This window comes from Fluoribacter dumoffii NY 23, from assembly GCF_000236165.1.
In the GTDB taxonomy this organism is placed as follows: Bacteria; Pseudomonadota; Gammaproteobacteria; order Legionellales; family Legionellaceae; genus Legionella; species Legionella dumoffii.
Map to the genome: position 1 here is coordinate 729,795 of NZ_CM001373.1, position 19,410 is coordinate 749,204.

Here is a 19,410-nt window from a genome sequence, read left to right on the forward strand (position 1 = left end):
CTATAGGAGTTATCTCTATGCCTGATTTGAGTACTACATTTACTGACCTTAAGTTAAAAGAATTGTATGGTCATTTATTAAACCATTATAAAGATTGTGTACAGCGCGGCTTAGGTATTGGTGAAATATACACTGAAATGTCTCTTGCTATGCAGTATACCTTAGATTCTCCCTACAGTATGAGTCCACTGGCTAAATTAAGCCGTGAAGAAAAAATGAAAGCATATGCTGCTTTTAATGCAATTTTCTACGCTTTCCCTTTATACCGCCAAATGCCAGTCGAGCAACAGCAGAATTTTAAGCCATCAGTCCCTCAATTTAACCCAAAAGTTGTATATAAAGTAACTAAATATAATTATTACGACACTAACCAAACATTGCTAAATTGGTTGATTCTAGATTCCATGCTGCATTCCCATCATGATCATTATTATCCCCGTCACACGGGCAGTGGTTGTTGGGGATCCTCTAACCGTCACGGTCATGACTCCTCTTCAAATGAGGATTGTGTCAAATTAATGGTCGCCTTATTAGTCATTGCTTTAGCTCTTATCGCTGCAGTTTTGGCGTTCATTGCTCTGGCTTATATGCTTAATGAGTTAGCAAACACCATTGAGAGGTTTTGCTTCAATGAAGGATGGTTAAAAGGGGCCTTAATGCTTGCTTCCTCCATTGCTTTCGGTGCAGGCTCATCTTATCTAATGATTAATTTCGCATCTGCCCCCTTGATTGCCCTTGCTGTAGCAGCAGGTTTAAATCCTGTGGGTGTAGTGATTATGGGGACGGTATTACTTAGTATTATTGGGGCCGGCATAGGATGTTTTGCAATGGGAATGCTGTATGATTCGGTGAATAAATCAGCTAATCCGGAGCCGTTAGATCAAACTGATCCCGAACGTTTCAGATTAACCGCAGCTGAAGAAGATGCATTGAAAAAGAAAGGAATAGACCCCATAGCAGTGAAATGTGCTATGGTTGCCTTACGGGGTGAAATGGCAACAGTATTAGGAAGTGAAAAACCAATTCCTTCGTTTTTCAGTCGATATTTTAATAAAGACAACGAGAAAATTCAGAAGTTACTCACTACATTAAGACAACTGCGTAAAGGCGAAGTGGATACTATTGACGCGGGGGGCCTCCATTTTGATTGCCGAGTTCCTACCATGGTATATATGCCCGTTTTTTATCAACCTTCTTATCAAGTACCGTACTCACCTCCTTCATACCAAGAGGCTACAGGGATTAATGGAGTAACTCCTAGCGCTCCTCCTGCTTATTTGCAACCAACATATGATTATCCACAATCCACATCGTATAATTTTACCTGATATACCTAGTTATTTACCGAGTAAAGAGCATTCTTTACTCGGAATCTATTTTATCAATTCTGAATATGAACTATAAAAACGCTTATTCTTTAGATGTGAAAGGAAGCATCCGCCTCAACACAAAATCTTTGTGAATAAAATGATGATACAGCGCTGCGAGTGCGTGGATTCCTACGAATAATAAAATGACAAAAGCAAGCTTTTCATGGGTTGCGAACATCACATTACCTAACTGCTCATTTGCTTCGACGAGACAAGGCAGGGTAAACAAACCAAAAAAATTAATTGGCTTACCATCAGCGCAAGTTAACAAATACCCCACAATGGGCATAAGGATTATAAGCATAAAAAGAGTGTGATGAACTATCTTTGATAACACGTATTGCCATCTTGGTTGAGATTTTGGCGGTAAGGGTTTGATATTTATGAGGTGCCAAATTAAAAAAAGGATCCCAAGAATTAGAATAGTTACTCCTATTGATTTGTGCAACATGATATAAAGCGGGGTCAGCGGGGAGTTATCACCAAGAGACCAAACCAGATAATACTGGGCGGTAATTAAAATAAAGATCAACCAATGCAGCACTTTTGTGATACTACCAAATCGATTCATTGTATTCCTTAGCATGCAGATCTCCTTAAATGATAGATGCTGCTACTATACCAATGGCTTAAATAATTGCAATATCAAGAATTTTCAATAACTTACATTGAAGGAGTAAAGATAGAAACTATAAGAAATGAAAATAAGGACTAGAGTGATTTGGCGGAGAGACAGGGATTCGAACCCTGGGAAGGTTGCCCTTCAACGGTTTTCAAGACCGCCGCATTCGACCGCTCTGCCATCTCTCCGACAGCCGAGAATACTATCCTAACGCCTCTGGTTTTGCAAATATTTTTTTAATTTTCTGATGTACAAAGATTACTTTTTTAATAATGATACTTTTGTTTTTCCACTTTTTAAAAAAAGCGTTAGAATGTTCGCAAATTATAGAGTCCTAGGTATAATGTTCCCAATTTTGTGACTGTTGTTGTGGATGCAGCAGAAATATATTTAATAGGTGTAGTATATGAAACGAATTCAAGTGTTGGTCCTTTTAGGTCTTATTGTATCTTTATCTGCATGTAAAACCTGGTGGGGAAAAGATGATGAAGATAATAATCCTTATAAAGGAATGACAGCGGAACAACTTTATACTGAAGCTCAGAAAGATTTACGAAAAAAAGAATATTCAACTGCAATAAAACATCTCGAAGCGATAGAAACAATGTATCCGTTTAGTGACTATACAGAGAACTCACAAATGGAATTAATTTACGCCTACTATAAAAATGAAGATTATCCCTCAGCTGCAGCTACCGCTGAGCGATTCATCCATCTTTATCCACGAGCCAAAAATGTGGATTATGCGTACTACATGCGAGGCATGGCAAATTTCCAACAAAACCGGGGTGTGTTTGCAAAATTCCTGCCTCTGGATGAGTCCTGGAGAGATCCTGGAACCCAAACACAAGCCTATTCCGATTTCGGTATTTTGATTCAAAAATTTCCGGATAGTAAATACAAGCCAAATGCATTACAACGCATGATTTATTTACGGAATATGTTTGCTCAACATGAGTTAAACGTCTCAACCTTCTATTTTAAACGCAAAATGTATGTTGCAGCACTCAATAGAGCAAGCTATGTTGTTAAAAACTACCCTCAGGCACCAAGTGCAAAAAAAGCATTGGTGATAATGTATGAGGCCAATTTGGCTCTAGGTTTCAAAAAGGCTGCTGAAGAAGCTTTTACTGTTTACAAGGCAACTTATCACACAACTAAAATGGATAGGATTGTCTAGTACGAATTTGTTTCATGAGAGCGAAGCTGAGTTCAATTGAACTGGGTTTCGCTTTTCTTCATAAAAATATCCCCCCATATTTATTCCAGATGCAAAGGATTCAAATCTAATAATTGGTCTTATTGTTTACGTCTCCCGCATATTTTCTTTTCTTGTAATCCATGGTTAAATTATGCTTCAAATTTTAATTATTTATACACATGAGACGATTCGAAGCGTTATTTTTAGAAATAAGTACTGAGTGGAGCAACACTAGAGAAGTGCGCTTGCAAAACTTGCTAAAATTTATAACAACAACCAATCCAAATCACCCATTGGTTTATCAAAGTATCCAATCCAGTTGGAAAAATTATCAGAAATTAGCTTTAGATTTTCAAAAAAGATTAGATGAAGAATTCCCCACATCACAACTATCCCCACAGCAAATCCAATTTTTAGCGGATTATCGAAAGAAGATTATTGAGGATCTTTCTAAAGAAAAAAAATTTTTTACTTATCATCTTCACCAAAGAGCAGTGGAGAACTGGCATCCTCTCCGGATTCCTACCAGGGGAGAGCAATATGCTACAGGGGAAATTCTTCCCGAAAATCCCTCCTGTTATGAAGTTAAGTGGTAAAAATTACTAAAGGGAGCATTGTTCCAATGCTCCTAAAATACTATTTTATGCGATCTCTTCCAATTCAGATTCTTTTTCTTTTACTGTAAGTGCGGCTAATAGATCCTGAGTTAATTCGCGTAGTTCACCGGATAACAAAGCAAGCGCAGCATCACGTTGCTGATACTCCTCATCAAGTTGTTTAATCTCATTAAAATCATCAATTAAGAAATCAAGGCTTTTAAGCTTTTTAAAACTAAAATCATGGGTAAGGGTCAATTGAATCCGCTCTTTCCAGATTAATGAAATTTCAGCGGTTCCCATGCCTTGAGATAATAGAGTTAAAACTTCCTCTGCGGGTAACTCATAACCTTTACAATGAACCCGTTTTTTTTCATCATCCAAAGAAAAAAGCAGACAATCGGACGCGAGTTGAAATTGGTTGGGAAGCGTGTCAGGAGAGTGAATCCATTCAGCAAAGCGCACTGCGAGATTTTCAGTGAGAGTAATGGGCTCAATGGAAATTCCAGCCACTGATTTTCGTAAGAGGGAGGTGAGTTGTGTTGCCTGGGTATTACTGGAAGCATTGACTATTATTCTTTTGCTGGCGCTATCAAGGATGGCAAACATTTTCTTTTGAATACAAAAAGATTTGGGTAATAATTCAAATTCAAGATCTTCGGCCATTTGCGCTTTTTCGGCGCGTTTTACACTGCGGCCTTGTTGGGTTTCCAGCATTTGTATTTTTTCAGCAAGCATTTTATTGATCACGCCACGTGGTAATAAACGCTCCTCTTTGCCCATACAAATAAGGGAACTTCCAGCGACTTCCTGAACCATTTCATCTGCAAAAGCTGGAAGCCATCCATAAACAAAACGTGCATGAGGAGGGCAGGGCTTTAAAATGTTTTCAGCTAGTGAAGCAGCTAAATCACAAGCTTCATCAAGTTCATATTGATAGATTAGTGCGTTGTTAAACCACATAAAAACTCCTGAGATTACATAATATAATAAGTACCAATAGCCATGGTTCTATTGTACGGTAATTTGTAAAATTCTATATTCAAATTAGCCGAATAATTGCGTATTAAAAATGCGAATAGTTTTTCTTGCCAATAGAAAGTTAATGATTTTTTAGATTTTGAAGCAGTAATATTTGGGATTTCTACCATATAGGTTGCTCTATCGACATTCAATTTAAAAGGAAATAGATTTTTATTGGATGCTCGCTCTAAAGCCCTTGGTATGGAAATTGTTTCCATGAACCCATAGTGCAAGGTGAGATTGAACACCTTCTCATGCAGACATGTTATTTCATAACGTTGACTGTAATGAATATAGGGAATATTTTCTACCACGTAATTTACAATAAGCACTCGTTCGGGGACTGCGCGGCTTAGTTTAAGAAAATGAAGAAAGCTTCCGCCGCTCTTATCATACACATCGGTGATGAATACAGCAGTTAAATCCGTAAGTTGATTTAAGCTTTTATATTCCAATTGTTTGAGAATCTTGGAAATATCATCTTTATTCATATAATAATGTTCGCGCAGGTATTCCAGGCCAAATTTCCAGGTATACATAATGGTGGCGATGAACAGTGCAAAAATTACGGGAACCCAGCCTCCTGTTAGGAATTTATGCAAATTCGATCCCAGAAACGATGTATCAACAATAAAAAATAAACCGAAGATTAGAAAAACTCTATATTTGGGCCATTTCCAAATGGATATTGCAGCATAAGCAACCATCGCATCAATGAGAAGCATATCTGCATTCACGGCAATTCCATAAGCATGAGCAAGTCTATCGGAGGTCTGAAAGGCGAAACAAAAGGTCAAGGTTCCAATAAAGAGGATGAAATTAATTTGAGGCACATAAATTTGTCCAGAGAACTCCTTGGATGTTTGAATAATAGGGATACGAGGACACAAACTGAGTAAAACAGCTTGTTTTGTCAATGAAAACGTTGCGGAGATAACCGCTTGTGAAGCAATGATAGTGGAAATCGTTGCCAGAATAATTAAAGGAATATAAAACCATTCAGGCGCGATCATATAAAATGGATTGCTGATAGCATCAGGGTTTAAGAGTAAATTGGCTCCTTGTCCAAAATAATTGAGAAGTAAACAAGGAAAAACAACTGCAAACCAACTGGCTCGAATGGGATTTTTCCCGAAATGACCGATATCGGCATAAAGGGCTTCCCCACCTGTAACAACAAGGAAAATTCCCCCTAACAATAAATATCCATTTAATCCGGTATCGCGAATTAGATCAAATGCATAATAAGGATTAACTGCCGTAAGCACAATGGGAGCTTTTACTATTTGTACAATTCCCAGAATAGCAATGGTTATGAACCAAATCAGTATTACCGGACCAAACAGAATGCCTATCTTTCCTGTACCTCTTGCTTGCAGCATGAAAAGAAGGATAAGGATCACTACCGTAATAGGGAGAATAAAAGGTGTGAATGCATTTGAAAGGGTACTGAGGCCTTCTACCGCACTGATTACAGATATGGCCGGTGTGAGCATTCCATCACCTAAGAGTAAGCCGGCTCCAAAAATGGCGAGAATATAAAATAGGGGTGTGTAGCGGGTACTTTTATATTTCATTAAAGCTAACAGGGCGAGAATCCCTCCCTCACCATCATTATCTGCACGCACAACCAAAATCAGGTATTTAAATGAAATAACAATGATTAAACACCAGAAAATAAGAGAGAGTACTCCTAATATATGAGCTTGAGTAATTGAGATATTATTTAAAGTTACTTTCAATGCATATAATGGACTTGTCCCTATGTCACCAAAAACAACTCCTAAAGCACCAAGCGTGAGGCCATAAGAGAACTTTTGTTTATTTTCCATATTTATTACCAGAATGCCTTACTAAATATATAATATAGTATTAATCAAGAGGATACAGAGTTATTTTGTTTTGTACTGCCCCTAACACATTTCAAAACAGATATAGTTTTTTAGGGTTTATAAATTATGAACACTTGCAGGTCTAACGTTCTTTGTGTAGATTAGCCGATTTTTGATCTTGGGGAAATAGAAAAGTGAAGGCAAAGGTTATTTTGCTTAAGGCAAAACAAAATACGGTATTACGCGGTCATCCCTGGATATTCCCCAAGGCCATTGCAAAAACTCATGGGAAATTGATTACTGGTCATTTAATTGATATTTACAGTGCAGAAGAAGAGCTCATTGGCGTTGGGATTTATAACGAGCATTCTCTCTACAGAGTCAGAGTATTGGCCCTTAGCAATGAATCCTTGGACACCAGCAATCTACACACCTTGATTACACATCGTCTAAACCAGGCAAAGCAAGTAAGGGACTGTTTAAGTTTGCCAAATGAGGAAACTACTGCTTACAGGTTATTTAATAGCGAGGCAGATGGTCTATCGGGTTTAACGATTGATCGCTTTAACCAGAATTGTGTTGTCGCAAGCTCAGCTTACTGGGTTGAGCTCAATCGGGAAGTAATCATAAATGCATTAAAAAATTTATTTCCTGCAGATCAAATAATCTGGATGCCTCAAAGCAAACCATTAAGCCAGGATGGATGGAAGCAAATCTCTGTGCAGGAACAACACTACAATACCAAGGTTCTTGAAGCAGGGGTTATTTATGAAGTTGAATTTGCTCAGGCCCAAAAAACAGGCCTATTTCTTGACCAGCGGGAGAATCATCAACGGATTGCCCAATTGTCCAAAGGAAAAAAAATACTGGATCTTTACTGCTACAGCGGCGGTTTCGCTCTGCATGCCGCTCGCGCCGGGGCCACAAAAATTACCGCAGTAGACAGCTCTGCCCAGGCTATAGCCCAGGCGAAAAATAATGCTGCCTTAAATGGGGTAACCCAGATTGAGTTTATTGAAGCGGATGCCCGTGACTATTTAACAAAAGCAGGGGATTATGATCTTGTTGTTCTGGATCCCCCTAAACTGGTTCCATCAAAACAACATGTTGAGCGGGCGAAAAACTATTATCGTTTTTTACACCGGGAAGTATTTAAGAACATGAAAGCGGGTTCTTTACTAATGACCTGCAATTGTTCCTCTGCACTTTCCTCATCTGAGTTTTGTTCCCTGGTAAGTGCTCAAGCTGGGGCTGTAGGAAAACAAGCGCGAATTTTAGGTGTATATGGTCCAGCAAGTTGCCATCCTACGTTAACTTCCTTTCCGGAGGGAAATTATCTTACCGCAATTTTGTTGGCTGTGGTCTAAAGTAATTTGGCATTCATGTTGGTTAGCCCGGATTAGCTGTTTAATCCGGGCTGCATTATTAAGTATGGATCGTCTTGTCTCTGTCTTGCAAACACTGCAATACATCATAAAAGCTCAATTCACATGCTTTTAATAAAACAAACAAGTGAAAAATTAAGTCAGCACATTCATTCACCAATTCTTCACGATCATTATTCACAGCTGCAATGACCGTTTCTACCGCTTCTTCACCTACTTTTTGCGCGCATCGGGAAACCCCGGATTCGAGTAATTGTGCGGTATAACTGTTTTCATTATTTGCATCTGCCCGATCATGAATCAGTTCAATTAAATCGTGTATAAAACCCAAATTAGTGCTTTGTTCCGGTTGAAAGCAGCTCGTATAACCCAGATGACACGCTGGGCCTTTAGGCAATACCTGTATTAACAAGCTGTCGTTGTCACAATCTACACTGATATGCTGAATGGACATACTGTTTCCCGAACTTTCTCCCTTGCGCCATAAACGTTTTCTGCTTCGACTGTACAGATTTAATTGACCGGTGGTGAGCGTAGCAATTAAAGCCTCCTGGTTCATATAACCCAGCATCAGGACATTACCATTTTCTGCATTTTGGATAATGGCTGGTAATAAGCCATTCATTTTTTTCCAATCCAAAGAATTAATTTCCATATGAATCATAATCGTACCTCAAATTTTTGTTTTTTTAGTGCTATTTTAATTTCATTAATTGTTAAAATTTTGTCATGAAAAATACTTGCGGCTAAAGCCCCATCTACTCGAGCCTCAAGAAAGACACGAGTAAAATCATCCAAAGCGCCAGCCCCTCCTGATGCAATTAATGGTACTTGGCATAAAGAACGCATCAGTTTGAGTTGCTGTAAATCGTATCCTCCACGCACCCCATCCGCTTGCATGCAATTCAAAACAATTTCTCCAGCCCCACGGTCCTGGACTTCCGTAATCCATTCCCTTGTTTTGCGCCGGGAATTCAGGGTTTTGTTCTCATCCCCTGTGTATTGATAGACATAATAATCATCATCAATCCATTGACTATCTATTCCTACAACCACACACTGACTTCCAAAATTTCGACTTAATTGATTGATTAAATCAGGATTTTCCAAAGCAGGACTGTTAATGGATACTTTATCTGCTCCGGAATTTAATATCGATTTTGCCTGATTAACAGAACGAATTCCACCTGCCACAGTAAAGGGGATATTAAGGGTTGATGCTACCTGATGTACCCAATCTGGACAAACAGTCCGGTGTTCGGAACTTGCGGTTATATCATAAAACACTAATTCATCTGCCCCTGATGCAGAATAATGTGCTGCAAGTTCGAGAATATTACCAACAACGCGATGATTGCGGAATTTTACTCCTTTGACCACTTCATTGTTGCGCACATCCAGACAGGGAATAATTCGTTTGGTCAGCATAATTTTACCTATAAATTGAAACAGCAAAAGGCAGTATAACGGCCCCCTTTGTTATCTGCCTTCCACCTCAGATAACAGTGAACGAAGATCGAACGTACCTTGATAAAGGGTTAGTCCGAGGATCGCTGCATTGACTCCTAATCCCTCAAGATGTTTGATATCTTCTGTATCCCGGATACCTCCAGAAGCTTGCCATCCAATTTGTGGAAAGCGCTCAACTGCTTCTTTATAGATCTGAAAATTAGGTCCTTGCATCATTCCATCACAAGCAATATCAGTACACAGGACTTGCCTTACCCCTAATTGCTGATAATGAGAAACTACATCCCATAAATTATTTTCTGTTGTAGTTTGCCACCCATGGATAGCAGGTACAGGAATTTTATGTTGCAAGCGAACATCTATAGCCAAAATGATATGTTGAGGGTTAATTCGTTGGATAATATCCGCCGTTAACTCCGGATCGGTAATGGCAATACTGCCTATAACCAGATTGGAAATTCCGGATGCAAAACATAATTCTGCTTGCTCTAAAGATCGTATTCCGCCGCCCGCTTGTACAGTGACTCCTGCATTCTGCATGGTACAAATTAGTGAGAGCTGCTGCATAGACCCGGTTTTGGCACCATCCAAATCCACAATATGAAGCTTTTTAGCGCCCAGGCGAGCGAAATAGGCAGCTCGTTCCACAGGCTGCATCTCGAATTGGGTGACTTTATCAAATTGTCCCTGGCGCAAACGTACACAACGCCCCCCTTGAATGTCTATTGCTGGAATCAGGATCATACAGCCTCCATTTAAACAGTTAGCAGTTACAAAAATTTTTTAACAGGGTCATCCCTGCTTCTGCAGATTTTTCTGGATGAAATTGCATCCCCCAAATGTTGTTTTTGTGAATAATCGCAGTGAATGATTCGCTATATTCACAATGAGCCAATGCATATTTACTTTCACCAAGCGCATAGCTATGAACGAAATAAACATACTCTTGTTCATTTAGTCCCTCTTGTAATGAAGTTGCGCTGTTCCAATGCAATTGGTTCCAGCCCATATGAGGGACTGGATATCCTTCTTTATGACGTAAACGTTGAGCCTTTCCAGGGATCAACCCTAAACAGCGAACATTTCCTTCCTCACTGCTCTCAAGAAGCAATTGCATTCCTAGACAAATTCCCAGTAAGGGCTGTTTTAGTGACGTGATTACATCAATCAGACCATATTGGCGCAGGGCATTCATACCAAAAGTTGCAGTACCTACTCCCGGGAGTATCACATGACTTGCTTTTCTGATCTCTTCAGCTTCATGGGTTAATTGATAATTAAACCCTAATCTTTTTAGAGCATTGCATATGGAAGTCAAGTTAGTGCCACTAATATCGATGACAGCAATCATAAAATCCCCTTGGTTGATGGCATGGCATTATTTGTTTTCGTACATGCCTGGCCTAGAGCTCGACCCAAAGATTTGAAACAGGCTTCAATCATGTGGTGGTGATTTTGACCTTTTACTTCAATATGAATGGTTGCACCCAAAGCGGCGGCTAATGAATTAAAAAAATGGGGAACCATTTCGGTTGCCATGCCCCCAACAAACTCTCGTGTAAACTGACCTTTAAATTCACAAAAACTTCTGCCACTGATATCTATTGCTATAGAAGCCAAAGCCTCATCCATGGGTAAAGTAAAACCATAACGATTTATTCCCCATTTATCACCCAGGGATTTTTTTATTCCTTCACCTAGTGCAATTGCGGTATCCTCAATTAAATGATGATCATCCACCTCCACATCACCTTTAGCATATAAATCCAGATTAAACCCGGCATGTTTGGCTATTTGTTCCAGCATGTGATTAAAAAAAGGCAATGGAGTCTCTATAGTGCCGCATTGATCAGTATCGAGGGTCAAAACCAGATTGATTTCAGTTTCTTTAGTCTTTCTTTTAATGCTTGCGCAACGTTTGGAGTTCAGGATTGTTTGAGCAATCTGCCCCCATCCTTGTTCTTTAGAGATCAATAAAAAATTGAGATTCAAATTGTTTGCAAACTCCCGGTCGGTTTCCCGATCACCGATAACCCAGGAAGAGGATTTGTTGATCACAGTATCTGCCAAAAATTGATTCACAAGGCCAGTTTTAGGCTTTCGACAGGAACAATCGTCTTCAGGCATGTGAGGACAAATAAATATTTCATCAAAAAATATTCCCTGCGAAGAAAAAAGATCCAAAGTAAATTCATGACAGATCATAAAATCTTCTTCAGGAAAGGAGGGAGTGCCAATACCATTTTGATTACTCACCATAACAAGGCGAAAACCTTCTTTTTGTAATAGCAGCAATGCAGGGATTACATGGGGTGTGAGTTTGATTTTATCGAGAGAGTCTACTTGAAAATCAAAAGGTTCCTCAATTAAGGTTCCATCGCGATCAATAAATAATGTTTTTTGCATATCAATTTCCCAAGTAATTATTTTGAAAGGAGGATAAAGCATTAAGCAAAATCTCATTTTGTAACTCATCACCTACTGTAATTCGTAAATGATGCTGTAATGATGAATCAGGTGGAAAACTTTTGACCTCGATATCTTGCCTGGCAAGCCAGGAGACTAATCCCATGGAATCTTTTGTTTTAACGAGAATGAAATTTGTTTCTGTGGGATAAACGTTCTCAATAAGCGGACATAACTGCAATTCTTTAATTAACTGCGAGCGCGCCTCCTTAATCCGGTTTATTGATTCAAGAAACCACTCGGATTTTTCCAAAGTCTGTTGTGCCAAGTCGAGCACTACACTGGAAAGAGGAAAAGGGGACATAATTGCATTAAAGGCCTGAATTACTCTTTCTTGTGCCATTAAGACTCCCAAACGAAGGTTTGCAAGCCCATAAGCTTTCGATAGGGTACGTAAAACCACTAAATTATCAAACTCGGGAATTAAACAGGTTGCACTTTGTGCCTCGGTAAACTCAATATATGCTTCATCAACAATGATTACAGAACGATCCCGATATTCATTGCAAAGCGAAGCGATAAAATCCAGGTCGAATAAATTCGCGGTAGGATTGTTTGGATTGCATAAAAAAATAATTTTGCAATTTGTTTGCCACCTGTTACGAATATCCTCTAATGAAATTTGAAACTGGCATAAAGGATCTAAGGGACATTCTATAATTGCGGCGTGTTGTAATAATGCATAAAAAGAATACATGGCAAAAGTAGGTGGAAATTGCATGCAGGCGTCTTTGCCCGCCCTTAAAAATAATCGGGTAGTTAAATCAATACCATCGTCTGAACCTCGAGTAAGAGCTATTTGCTCTTTATTCACTTTATATCGATCTGCTAATTGTTCCTGCAGCTGGTCTTTGAGGCATTTATCAGGATAATAATTTAAAGGAATATCCATGTCTAATGCAGACCAGGGAAGTTCATTTGCGTGCAATCGGTGTTTAATTGGAGTACTCCGGGTAACATAGGGTTTTTGATTCAATAATTCAGGGCGTATCAAGTTAAGTACCGTCATTTCAATCCTCCAGAGCATTTAATCTAATTTCTACTGCTTGCGCATGGGCATCCAGGCCTTCAATTTGAGCCAAAGCAATTGCTGAGGACCCTAAGTTTATAATGCCCTCCCTATTAATTGATTGAACATTAAAACAAGTTAAAAAATCCTCTGTACTAAGGCCATTATGATTTTTGGCAAACCCATTGGTGGGCAAAACATGATTGGACCCGGTAACGTAATCCCCCAGTGTTTCCGCAGCCCAGGGGCCAAGAAAAAGAGTACCTGCAGAGCGGATTTCTTCTACCCAGGACTCAGCATCTTCGCGATTTATAATCAAATGTTCCGGAGCATATGAATTAATTATACTTAATTGTTCTGCTTTCTCGGCACAGACAATAATCAGGCTATTTGCCAGCGATTGGGTAATAATTTGTTTTCTTGATAGGGTATTAAATTGAACTTGTAGTTGTTGGTTCACCTGTTCTGCAAATTGCGGCGTATCACAGATCAACATGACCTGAGAGTCGACCCCATGTTCCGCTTGTGCCAATAAATCAGCCGCGACAAATGCTGGATTTGTTTGATCATTGGCAATGATCATTACTTCAGAAGGGCCGGCAGGCATATCTATAGCTGCGCCTTGAGGATCTATGGCAACTAAAGTTTTAGCTTCGGTGACATAACTGTTGCCTGGTCCAAAAATCTTATCTACCTTGGTCACGGTTTGTGTACCATAAGCCATAGCAGCGATTGCTTGTGCACCTCCAAGTGTATATATGGTATTTATGCCGCATAATCGTGCTGCCACAAGCAGATGTTCATTAATTGAACCTGATGCATCTGGCGGAGTACACAATATTTTAACAGGGCATCCAGCTACGAGTGCAGGTATTGCTTGCATTAATAATGAAGAAACCAACGGAGTTTGGTTGCCCCCAGGCACATACAAACCGACTCGTTGAATAGGTCTATAGGCAGTGTAAATGTTCACCCCTGGGGCTGTGCTTGTTTTTCTTATTTCAGGTAAACGGGATTGGTGGTAAAGGGTAATTGTTTTTATGGCATCAAGGATTGCATTGAGTGATTTCTTATTGATGCAGGCATTTTCAATTTTTTGCCTTGGAATTTGCAAACTGTCTAAAGCGGCGCCGTCAAATTGTTTCGTGAAAGAAAATAATGCATGATCTCCATAGGTCCGCACCTGGTTAATAATTTCCTGCACTTTGTTTTTTACTGAGGATATTTGCAAAGGGCGAGTTAGAGTCTGTTTTTTCTCAGCTTCGGACAGGGATTGCCAATTTTTAATTGATAACATCATATTACTCCAACATTTTCTCTATAGGTAAAACCAATATGGAGCTGGCTCCAAGAGTTTGGATGGTTTCTAAGGTGTTCCAGAATACCCGTTCGCTGGAAACCACATGAACGGCTACTTTATTTATATTTCCTGGTAAAGGCAGAATGGTCGGGGACTCAGCACCAGGCAATTTCTCTGCAATTGCTTCAAGAGCCGACTTTGGTGCGTGAAAAACAATATATTTCCTTTCTTGTGCTTGCTGGACCGCTTGAATTCTGCGAGCCAGCATATCGAATAAATCTTGAAATGCATATGAAGAGCCCTGATCACTTTGTATCAATACAGCCTGGCTTGAAAGCACAGTATCGACTTCGCAAAGCTTGTTGTCTTCCAGAGTCTGGCCACTTGATACCAGGTCACAAATTGCATCAGCCATACCCATTCGCGGAGCAACCTCAATTGAACCCGATAATACCAGGCTGTCTGCACATATTTTCTTATCGCGTAAATATTGGTTCAGGAGATTAGGGTAACTCGTAGCGATTCGTTTACCTTCGAGACTTCCTGGACCCTGGTAATCGAGAGATTCAGGAACAGCGATAGATAAACGACACGTACATGTTCCTAATGCGGCCGAAACCTTGTACTGCTTGCCAGGATTGGCAAGAAATGCTTCTAACAGGACATTTTCACCAACAATTCCTCCGTCACATAGACCATCAAAGACTAAAACAGGTATGTCATCATCCCGAACGAAAAGTAAATCGATAGGAAAGTTATCAACATGAGTGAGCAAGCTATTGGGCTTTATACGGAATTTTAAACCGCATTGTTGTAACAGATTTATGGACTCTTCTGCTAAACGCCCCTTTTTTTGCAAGGCCAAACGTAAACGATTTTTCACGACAACTCCAATCTTTTGGCGATTAGCTCATAACCGCCTGTACCAAAACTCAAACAACGTGCAACACGGGTTATAGTCGTCACGCTGACACCTGTTTGCTCATGTATTGTGCGATAGGGAATTCCTTGTCGTAATAAAGGAACAACCTGCCAACGGTCTGACATTGCTTCCAATTCTGCTGGAGTACATAAATCAGTAAAAAATTGTAACGCTTCTTCTTTATTCTCGAGCAAACTGATCGCATGCATTAAATCAGGAAGTGCTGAATGCTTTACTGTGGCATGTGTTTTCATAATAATGTATTAACGTAATAGAACATTAGCGCAATGATACTGCGATATTTCAAATGCTGTCAATACTAAAATTGCGGAATGGGTTTTTGGTTAAAAGCAATTATTTATACAGGGTAGGGGATGCGTGTTTGCGTTAAGCAGGGTAATCCGGAATCATTTCATATTATTAATGATTAATTCCGGTTTTTCCCAGTGGTTGGTTTTATAAACTTTTATGGAACTAACACCCATATTCGGCTTGATAATCTTCAAGTTTTATAACTTGTTCGTTTTGATTCATGCTCTTTAGATAATCGATTAAATCAAACAAAGTGATTATCGAATAAACCTCAATGCCTTGAGATTTGATTTCAGTGAGGGTGGATTCTTGGGTTAAACCGCGTTCACATCGATCCAACGCAATGATGACACCGGTTAATTGGCCTCCATTTTCTTTAATTAAAGCCTGTGATTCTCTAAAAGCAGTTCCTGCCGTAATGACATCGTCAACAATAATTGTTTTTCCAGTTAAAGGTGCACCAATTAATTGACCTCCTTCTCCATGATCTTTTACTTCTTTACGATTAAAAGTAACGGTGGTGTCTTTGCCTAATTCCGCTAGAGCGATTGCTGTTGCTGTGGCCAAGGGTAAACCTTTATAAGCAGGTCCGAATAAATGATCAAAGCAGGCTTGATGTTCGATTAGGGTTTTTGCATAAAACTGACCTAACTGCCTTAAGGCCTCTCCTTGATAAAATAATCCTGCATTAAAAAAATAAGGGCTGGTTCGACCTGATTTCAAGGTAAACTCACCAAATTTTAATACCTGGCAATCAAGTGCTAATTTTATAAAAGCTGATTTCATCTGATTCATTATGTATTTCCAATAGAAAAAAAAAGTATAAAGATCCTGATTTTTTAAAAAAATCCTTAACAATCAATAAAAAACTGCTATGCTAATCTATATGTAGGAAAATTTTTTCCTACATGAGTAAATGTTTATTATAACTCAGCGTTCAAATCATGAATATTTTAATGCTGAAAAATAAACATATGTAATTGTTGGATAGTAAAGCTTAAGACAAAGGGGATAGCTAATGTCGCAAAGAGAAACGGGCCATGTAAAATGGTTCAATGAGAAAAAAGGATTTGGATTTATTATTAACGAAAATGGTGATGACATTTTTGTTCATTATAAAGATATTCAAGGTGTCGGATTCAAAACCCTTCATGAGAATGATCCAGTTTCCTTTGTGCTTGATAAAGGACCAAAAGGACTGAAAGCACAAGACGTTACAATTATAACTGAATAAGTTAGAGTAACGAATTATATATTCTCAGCTATCGCTGCGTGTTAAGTTGAACCTGGGCTAAAATTAACCCGGGTTGCTTCTCATGCACTGTATATGGTTGTTACTACGACCTCGAATTTTTTTGTTTAGGGAAAAGTATGTTTACCGAACCTGAACTTTTTAACTCAAGAGGTTCTTCGGTAGCAATACTATTTTTTTGTCTGAAATTCTCCCTTATACATCTGTCCTGTAAAGAAATTATTTTTAAAGACTCTTGAATTCCCTGAATTTATCTACATATATACCTCTCGTGCTCTAAAAATTTGTTTTGAGGTGTATGTGTATGAAAAATTTGCCTATGTATCAAGTGGATGCATTTGCTTCTACTCTTTTTGAAGGTAATCCCGCAGCAGTATGTCCTTTAGATAAGTGGTTAACTGAACAGGAAATGCAAAAGGTTGCTTTAGAGAATAATTTATCAGAAACGGCTTTTTTTGTTCCTGAGGGAGAGGGATTTTATATAAGATGGTTTACACCTAATGAAGAAGTTGCATTATGCGGGCATGCTACCCTTGCAACGGCTCATGTCATTTTTGAAGAATTAAAATTTAAAGGTGACGAAATCAAGTTTAATTCCCAAAGCGGAACCCTTATTGTTCGCAGACATGGTAATGGGTTAATGATGGATTTTCCGGCATTACCTTATCATCCCATTGAACTTACACCCGAATTGCAGCAATTAAATCTTAAAAAACCGCAGAAAGTTATTAAAAGTCAGTTTGATTTGATGTTTGTTTATGAGAATGAAAAAGATGTGCGTGAAGCCCAACCAGATTTGGATGCGGTGGCGCGTTTGGCTTATAGAGGTTTGATTTTAACTGCCCCGGGAAAAAACTCTGATGTGTATTCACGATGTTTTTATCCAGGGTGCAATGTCCCCGAAGACCCAGTAACTGGCTCTGCTCATTGCGTGATAGCCCCTTATTGGTGTGAGCAACTCAATAAATCCTCCATAAAGGCGATGCAAGGTGGTGCGCGTCAGGGTAAATTGGAATGCGAGGTTAAAGAAGGCCGAGTTTTTCTATATGGAACAACCCATCTATACATGCGGGGGACCATTTATCTGCCATGAACACGATACAAACCCCAAGGCTCTTGTTAAGGGCCTGGAACGAGGAAGATATCGCTCCATTTTTATCAATGAACCAGGACCCCAAAGTAATGGAATTCATCCCCGCACTTTGGACTGTAGATACTGTTGTTCATTTTATCCAGTGCATGAATGCCCAGCTCATTGAGAAAAATTATACTTTATGGGCTGTTGAGGAAAAAAGTACAAAACACTTTATGGGGTTTATTGGTTTAAATAGCCCGGCTTGGCAGGCACATTTTACTCCTTGTGTCGAAATTGGTTGGCGGCTTGCATATGCTTTTTGGGGAAAAGGTTACGCAACCGAGGGGGCTCGGGCTGTTAGGGAGTATGCTTTTCAGAAGTTAAAATTAGAAGAACTGGTTGCTTTTACCGTGCCTGATAATATACGTTCCCAGCGAGTTATGGAAAAACTTGGAATGATTCGGGATGAGAAGGGTGATTTTCTTCATCCTAAAATTGATCCTGTCAATTCTTTGGCGAAGCATTATCTGTTCAGAATAGCCCATAGCAAGACCCAATAAACTCCTTCAGAGAACGTAATTTTACACCGAATCACACATTTATCTAATGACTTTATACCGTGTTCTAATTATCATGAGATATTGGATTATACATGCTGAAAAGGAGCTCTATGACTGTCTATATGTTTCCTGGGCAAGGTTCCCAGGCAAAAGGAATGGGAATCGAATTATTTTCATATTTCCCTGAGCAAATGGAACAAGCTGATGAGATTCTGGGATACTCTGTTAAAGAATTATGTTTGGATGATCCAAAACAGCAGCTCAGTAATACCGAATACACCCAGCCAGCTTTATATGTTATTGAGGCACTTTCTTTCTTAGCCAGGGCCAAAGAGGAGCCCATGCCCCAATGTCTGGTTGGACATAGCTTGGGAGAGTACGCCGCTTTATTTGCAGCTGGAGTGTTTGATTTTGGCACAGGGTTGAAACTGGTGCAAAAACGCGGTGAATTGATGGCTCAAGCAAGTGGCGGTGGAATGCTCGCTGTAATTAATTTAACTGAGGAGCGAATTAAATATCTGCTGAGAGCCAATGGGTTGGATTCAGTAGATTTTGCCAATTTCAACTCGCCGAAACAGATTGTTCTTTCAGGACCTGCTGCTGATATTGGCAAAGCAAATGAATTGCTTGCTTGTGAGGCCCTAATGTGTGTGCCTTTAAAAGTCAGCGGGGCTTTCCATTCCCGCTACATGCAGTCAGCCGCTGATGAGTTTGCTAAATTCATAGCTCCCTTCCAATTCTCAGCCCTCCAAGCGCCAGTGATTGCGAATGTTACAGCAGAACCTTATAGTGATCCGATGGTTAAGGATAATTTAGTGAAACAAATTACCCATCCTGTTCGTTGGACTGAAACAATCCGTTATTTGAAGAACCAGGGCGAAACAGTGTTCATCGAAGTGGGACCAGGAAATGTTCTGACTCGTTTGGCTGCACAAATTTAATAAAACTCTGAAACCCAATGTTGCATAAAACTTCCTTTTTTTATGCAATTTTAAAAATAAACCTTGTTTATTGG

Annotated in this window: 21 protein-coding genes and 1 tRNA gene; 8 read left to right on the top strand and 14 right to left on the bottom strand. The window is 39.4% G+C overall.

Annotation, left to right across the window (positions count from 1 at the left end):
• Nucleotides 1-17: 17 nt before the first annotated feature.
• Nucleotides 18-1,328 carry a YoaK family protein gene (locus KYQ_RS03355; protein WP_019349649.1) on the top strand — a complete coding sequence of 437 codons (1,311 nt, stop codon included), beginning with the start codon at nucleotides 18-20 and terminating at the stop codon, nucleotides 1,326-1,328.
• Nucleotides 1,329-1,410: 82 nt separating this feature from the next.
• Here KYQ_RS03355 and KYQ_RS03360 read toward each other — a convergent pair whose 3' ends face one another.
• Both KYQ_RS03360 and KYQ_RS03365 read right to left on the bottom strand, forming a co-directional pair.
• A complete protein-coding gene (locus KYQ_RS03360) occupies nucleotides 1,411-1,956 on the bottom strand; it encodes a cytochrome b (protein ID WP_231294597.1) in 546 nt (181 codons plus the stop codon).
• 136 nt (nucleotides 1,957-2,092) lie between these two features.
• Nucleotides 2,093-2,180: transfer RNA gene (locus tag KYQ_RS03365), tRNA-Ser, on the bottom strand.
• Between the two features lie 218 nt (nucleotides 2,181-2,398).
• Between KYQ_RS03365 and KYQ_RS03370 the strand changes: the two genes are divergently transcribed.
• Both KYQ_RS03370 and KYQ_RS03375 read left to right on the top strand, forming a co-directional pair.
• A complete protein-coding gene (locus tag KYQ_RS03370) occupies nucleotides 2,399-3,172 on the top strand; it encodes an outer membrane protein assembly factor BamD (protein WP_010653973.1) in 774 nt (257 codons plus the stop codon).
• A 200-nt stretch (nucleotides 3,173-3,372) separates the two neighbouring features.
• A complete protein-coding gene (locus tag KYQ_RS03375) occupies nucleotides 3,373-3,789 on the top strand; it encodes a hypothetical protein (protein WP_231294598.1) in 417 nt (138 codons plus the stop codon).
• A 45-nt stretch (nucleotides 3,790-3,834) separates the two neighbouring features.
• On the opposite strand, the gene KYQ_RS03380 is transcribed toward KYQ_RS03375, so the two are convergent.
• Entirely contained in the window at nucleotides 3,835-4,752 is a 918-nt protein-coding gene (locus KYQ_RS03380; protein WP_010653971.1) for a recombination-associated protein RdgC, read from the bottom strand.
• Between the two features lie 14 nt (nucleotides 4,753-4,766).
• Nucleotides 4,767-6,644, bottom strand: coding sequence for a potassium transporter Kup (locus KYQ_RS03385; protein ID WP_010653970.1), 1,878 nt, complete (start codon nucleotides 6,642-6,644; stop codon nucleotides 4,767-4,769).
• Nucleotides 6,645-6,838: 194 nt separating this feature from the next.
• Here KYQ_RS03385 and KYQ_RS03390 point away from each other — a divergent pair, with 194 nt between their 5' ends.
• Nucleotides 6,839-8,011, top strand: a complete 1,173-nt coding sequence (locus tag KYQ_RS03390) for a class I SAM-dependent rRNA methyltransferase (protein WP_010653969.1) — start codon at nucleotides 6,839-6,841, stop codon at nucleotides 8,009-8,011.
• 58 nt (nucleotides 8,012-8,069) lie between these two features.
• Here KYQ_RS03390 and hisIE read toward each other — a convergent pair whose 3' ends face one another.
• The 10 genes from hisIE to pyrE all read right to left on the bottom strand — a co-directional run bounded on the left by hisIE (nucleotide 8,070) and on the right by pyrE (nucleotide 16,303).
• Nucleotides 8,070-8,693, bottom strand: a complete 624-nt coding sequence (gene hisIE / locus KYQ_RS03395; protein WP_010653968.1) for a bifunctional phosphoribosyl-AMP cyclohydrolase/phosphoribosyl-ATP diphosphatase HisIE — start codon at nucleotides 8,691-8,693, stop codon at nucleotides 8,070-8,072.
• On the bottom strand, nucleotides 8,690-9,457 hold the full coding sequence (gene hisF, locus KYQ_RS03400; protein ID WP_010653967.1) for an imidazole glycerol phosphate synthase subunit HisF: 768 nt from the start codon (nucleotides 9,455-9,457) through the stop codon (nucleotides 8,690-8,692). The genes hisIE and hisF overlap by 4 nt, the downstream gene beginning before the upstream one ends.
• A 51-nt stretch (nucleotides 9,458-9,508) precedes the next feature.
• Nucleotides 9,509-10,243, bottom strand: coding sequence for a 1-(5-phosphoribosyl)-5-[(5-phosphoribosylamino)methylideneamino] imidazole-4-carboxamide isomerase (locus KYQ_RS03405; RefSeq protein WP_010653966.1), 735 nt, complete (start codon nucleotides 10,241-10,243; stop codon nucleotides 9,509-9,511).
• A 19-nt stretch (nucleotides 10,244-10,262) separates the two neighbouring features.
• On the bottom strand, nucleotides 10,263-10,850 hold the full coding sequence (gene hisH, locus KYQ_RS03410) for an imidazole glycerol phosphate synthase subunit HisH (RefSeq protein WP_010653965.1): 588 nt from the start codon (nucleotides 10,848-10,850) through the stop codon (nucleotides 10,263-10,265).
• A complete protein-coding gene (gene hisB, locus KYQ_RS03415) occupies nucleotides 10,847-11,905 on the bottom strand; it encodes a bifunctional histidinol-phosphatase/imidazoleglycerol-phosphate dehydratase HisB (protein ID WP_010653964.1) in 1,059 nt (352 codons plus the stop codon). Before hisB ends, hisH begins: the two co-directional genes overlap by 4 nt.
• A gap of 1 nt (nucleotide 11,906) precedes the next feature.
• Nucleotides 11,907-12,974, bottom strand: a complete 1,068-nt coding sequence (gene hisC, locus KYQ_RS03420) for a histidinol-phosphate transaminase (protein WP_010653963.1) — start codon at nucleotides 12,972-12,974, stop codon at nucleotides 11,907-11,909.
• A 1-nt stretch (nucleotide 12,975) separates the two neighbouring features.
• On the bottom strand, nucleotides 12,976-14,271 hold the full coding sequence (gene hisD / locus KYQ_RS03425; protein WP_010653962.1) for a histidinol dehydrogenase: 1,296 nt from the start codon (nucleotides 14,269-14,271) through the stop codon (nucleotides 12,976-12,978).
• A 4-nt stretch (nucleotides 14,272-14,275) separates the two neighbouring features.
• Entirely contained in the window at nucleotides 14,276-15,157 is an 882-nt protein-coding gene (gene hisG / locus KYQ_RS03430) for an ATP phosphoribosyltransferase (RefSeq protein WP_010653961.1), read from the bottom strand.
• Nucleotides 15,154-15,450 (bottom strand): YerC/YecD family TrpR-related protein, encoded by a 297-nt coding sequence (locus tag KYQ_RS03435; protein WP_010653960.1) that lies wholly within the window; start codon nucleotides 15,448-15,450, stop codon nucleotides 15,154-15,156. The genes hisG and KYQ_RS03435 overlap by 4 nt, the downstream gene beginning before the upstream one ends.
• A gap of 220 nt (nucleotides 15,451-15,670) precedes the next feature.
• Nucleotides 15,671-16,303 carry an orotate phosphoribosyltransferase gene (pyrE, locus tag KYQ_RS03440; RefSeq protein WP_010653959.1) on the bottom strand — a complete coding sequence of 211 codons (633 nt, stop codon included), beginning with the start codon at nucleotides 16,301-16,303 and terminating at the stop codon, nucleotides 15,671-15,673.
• A 223-nt stretch (nucleotides 16,304-16,526) separates the two neighbouring features.
• Between pyrE and KYQ_RS03445 the strand changes: the two genes are divergently transcribed.
• The 4 genes from KYQ_RS03445 to fabD all read left to right on the top strand — a co-directional run bounded on the left by KYQ_RS03445 (nucleotide 16,527) and on the right by fabD (nucleotide 19,336).
• Nucleotides 16,527-16,742, top strand: a complete 216-nt coding sequence (locus KYQ_RS03445) for a cold-shock protein (RefSeq protein ID WP_003631957.1) — start codon at nucleotides 16,527-16,529, stop codon at nucleotides 16,740-16,742.
• Between the two features lie 322 nt (nucleotides 16,743-17,064).
• A complete protein-coding gene (locus KYQ_RS03450; protein ID WP_010653958.1) occupies nucleotides 17,065-17,853 on the top strand; it encodes a PhzF family phenazine biosynthesis protein in 789 nt (262 codons plus the stop codon).
• Nucleotides 17,850-18,395 (top strand): GNAT family N-acetyltransferase, encoded by a 546-nt coding sequence (locus tag KYQ_RS03455; RefSeq protein WP_029488972.1) that lies wholly within the window; start codon nucleotides 17,850-17,852, stop codon nucleotides 18,393-18,395. The genes KYQ_RS03450 and KYQ_RS03455 overlap by 4 nt, the downstream gene beginning before the upstream one ends.
• Nucleotides 18,396-18,505: 110 nt before the next feature.
• Nucleotides 18,506-19,336: an ACP S-malonyltransferase gene (fabD, locus tag KYQ_RS03460; RefSeq protein ID WP_019349651.1), complete on the top strand. Its 831-nt coding sequence runs from the start codon at nucleotides 18,506-18,508 to the stop codon at nucleotides 19,334-19,336.
• Nucleotides 19,337-19,410: the final 74 nt, after the last annotated feature.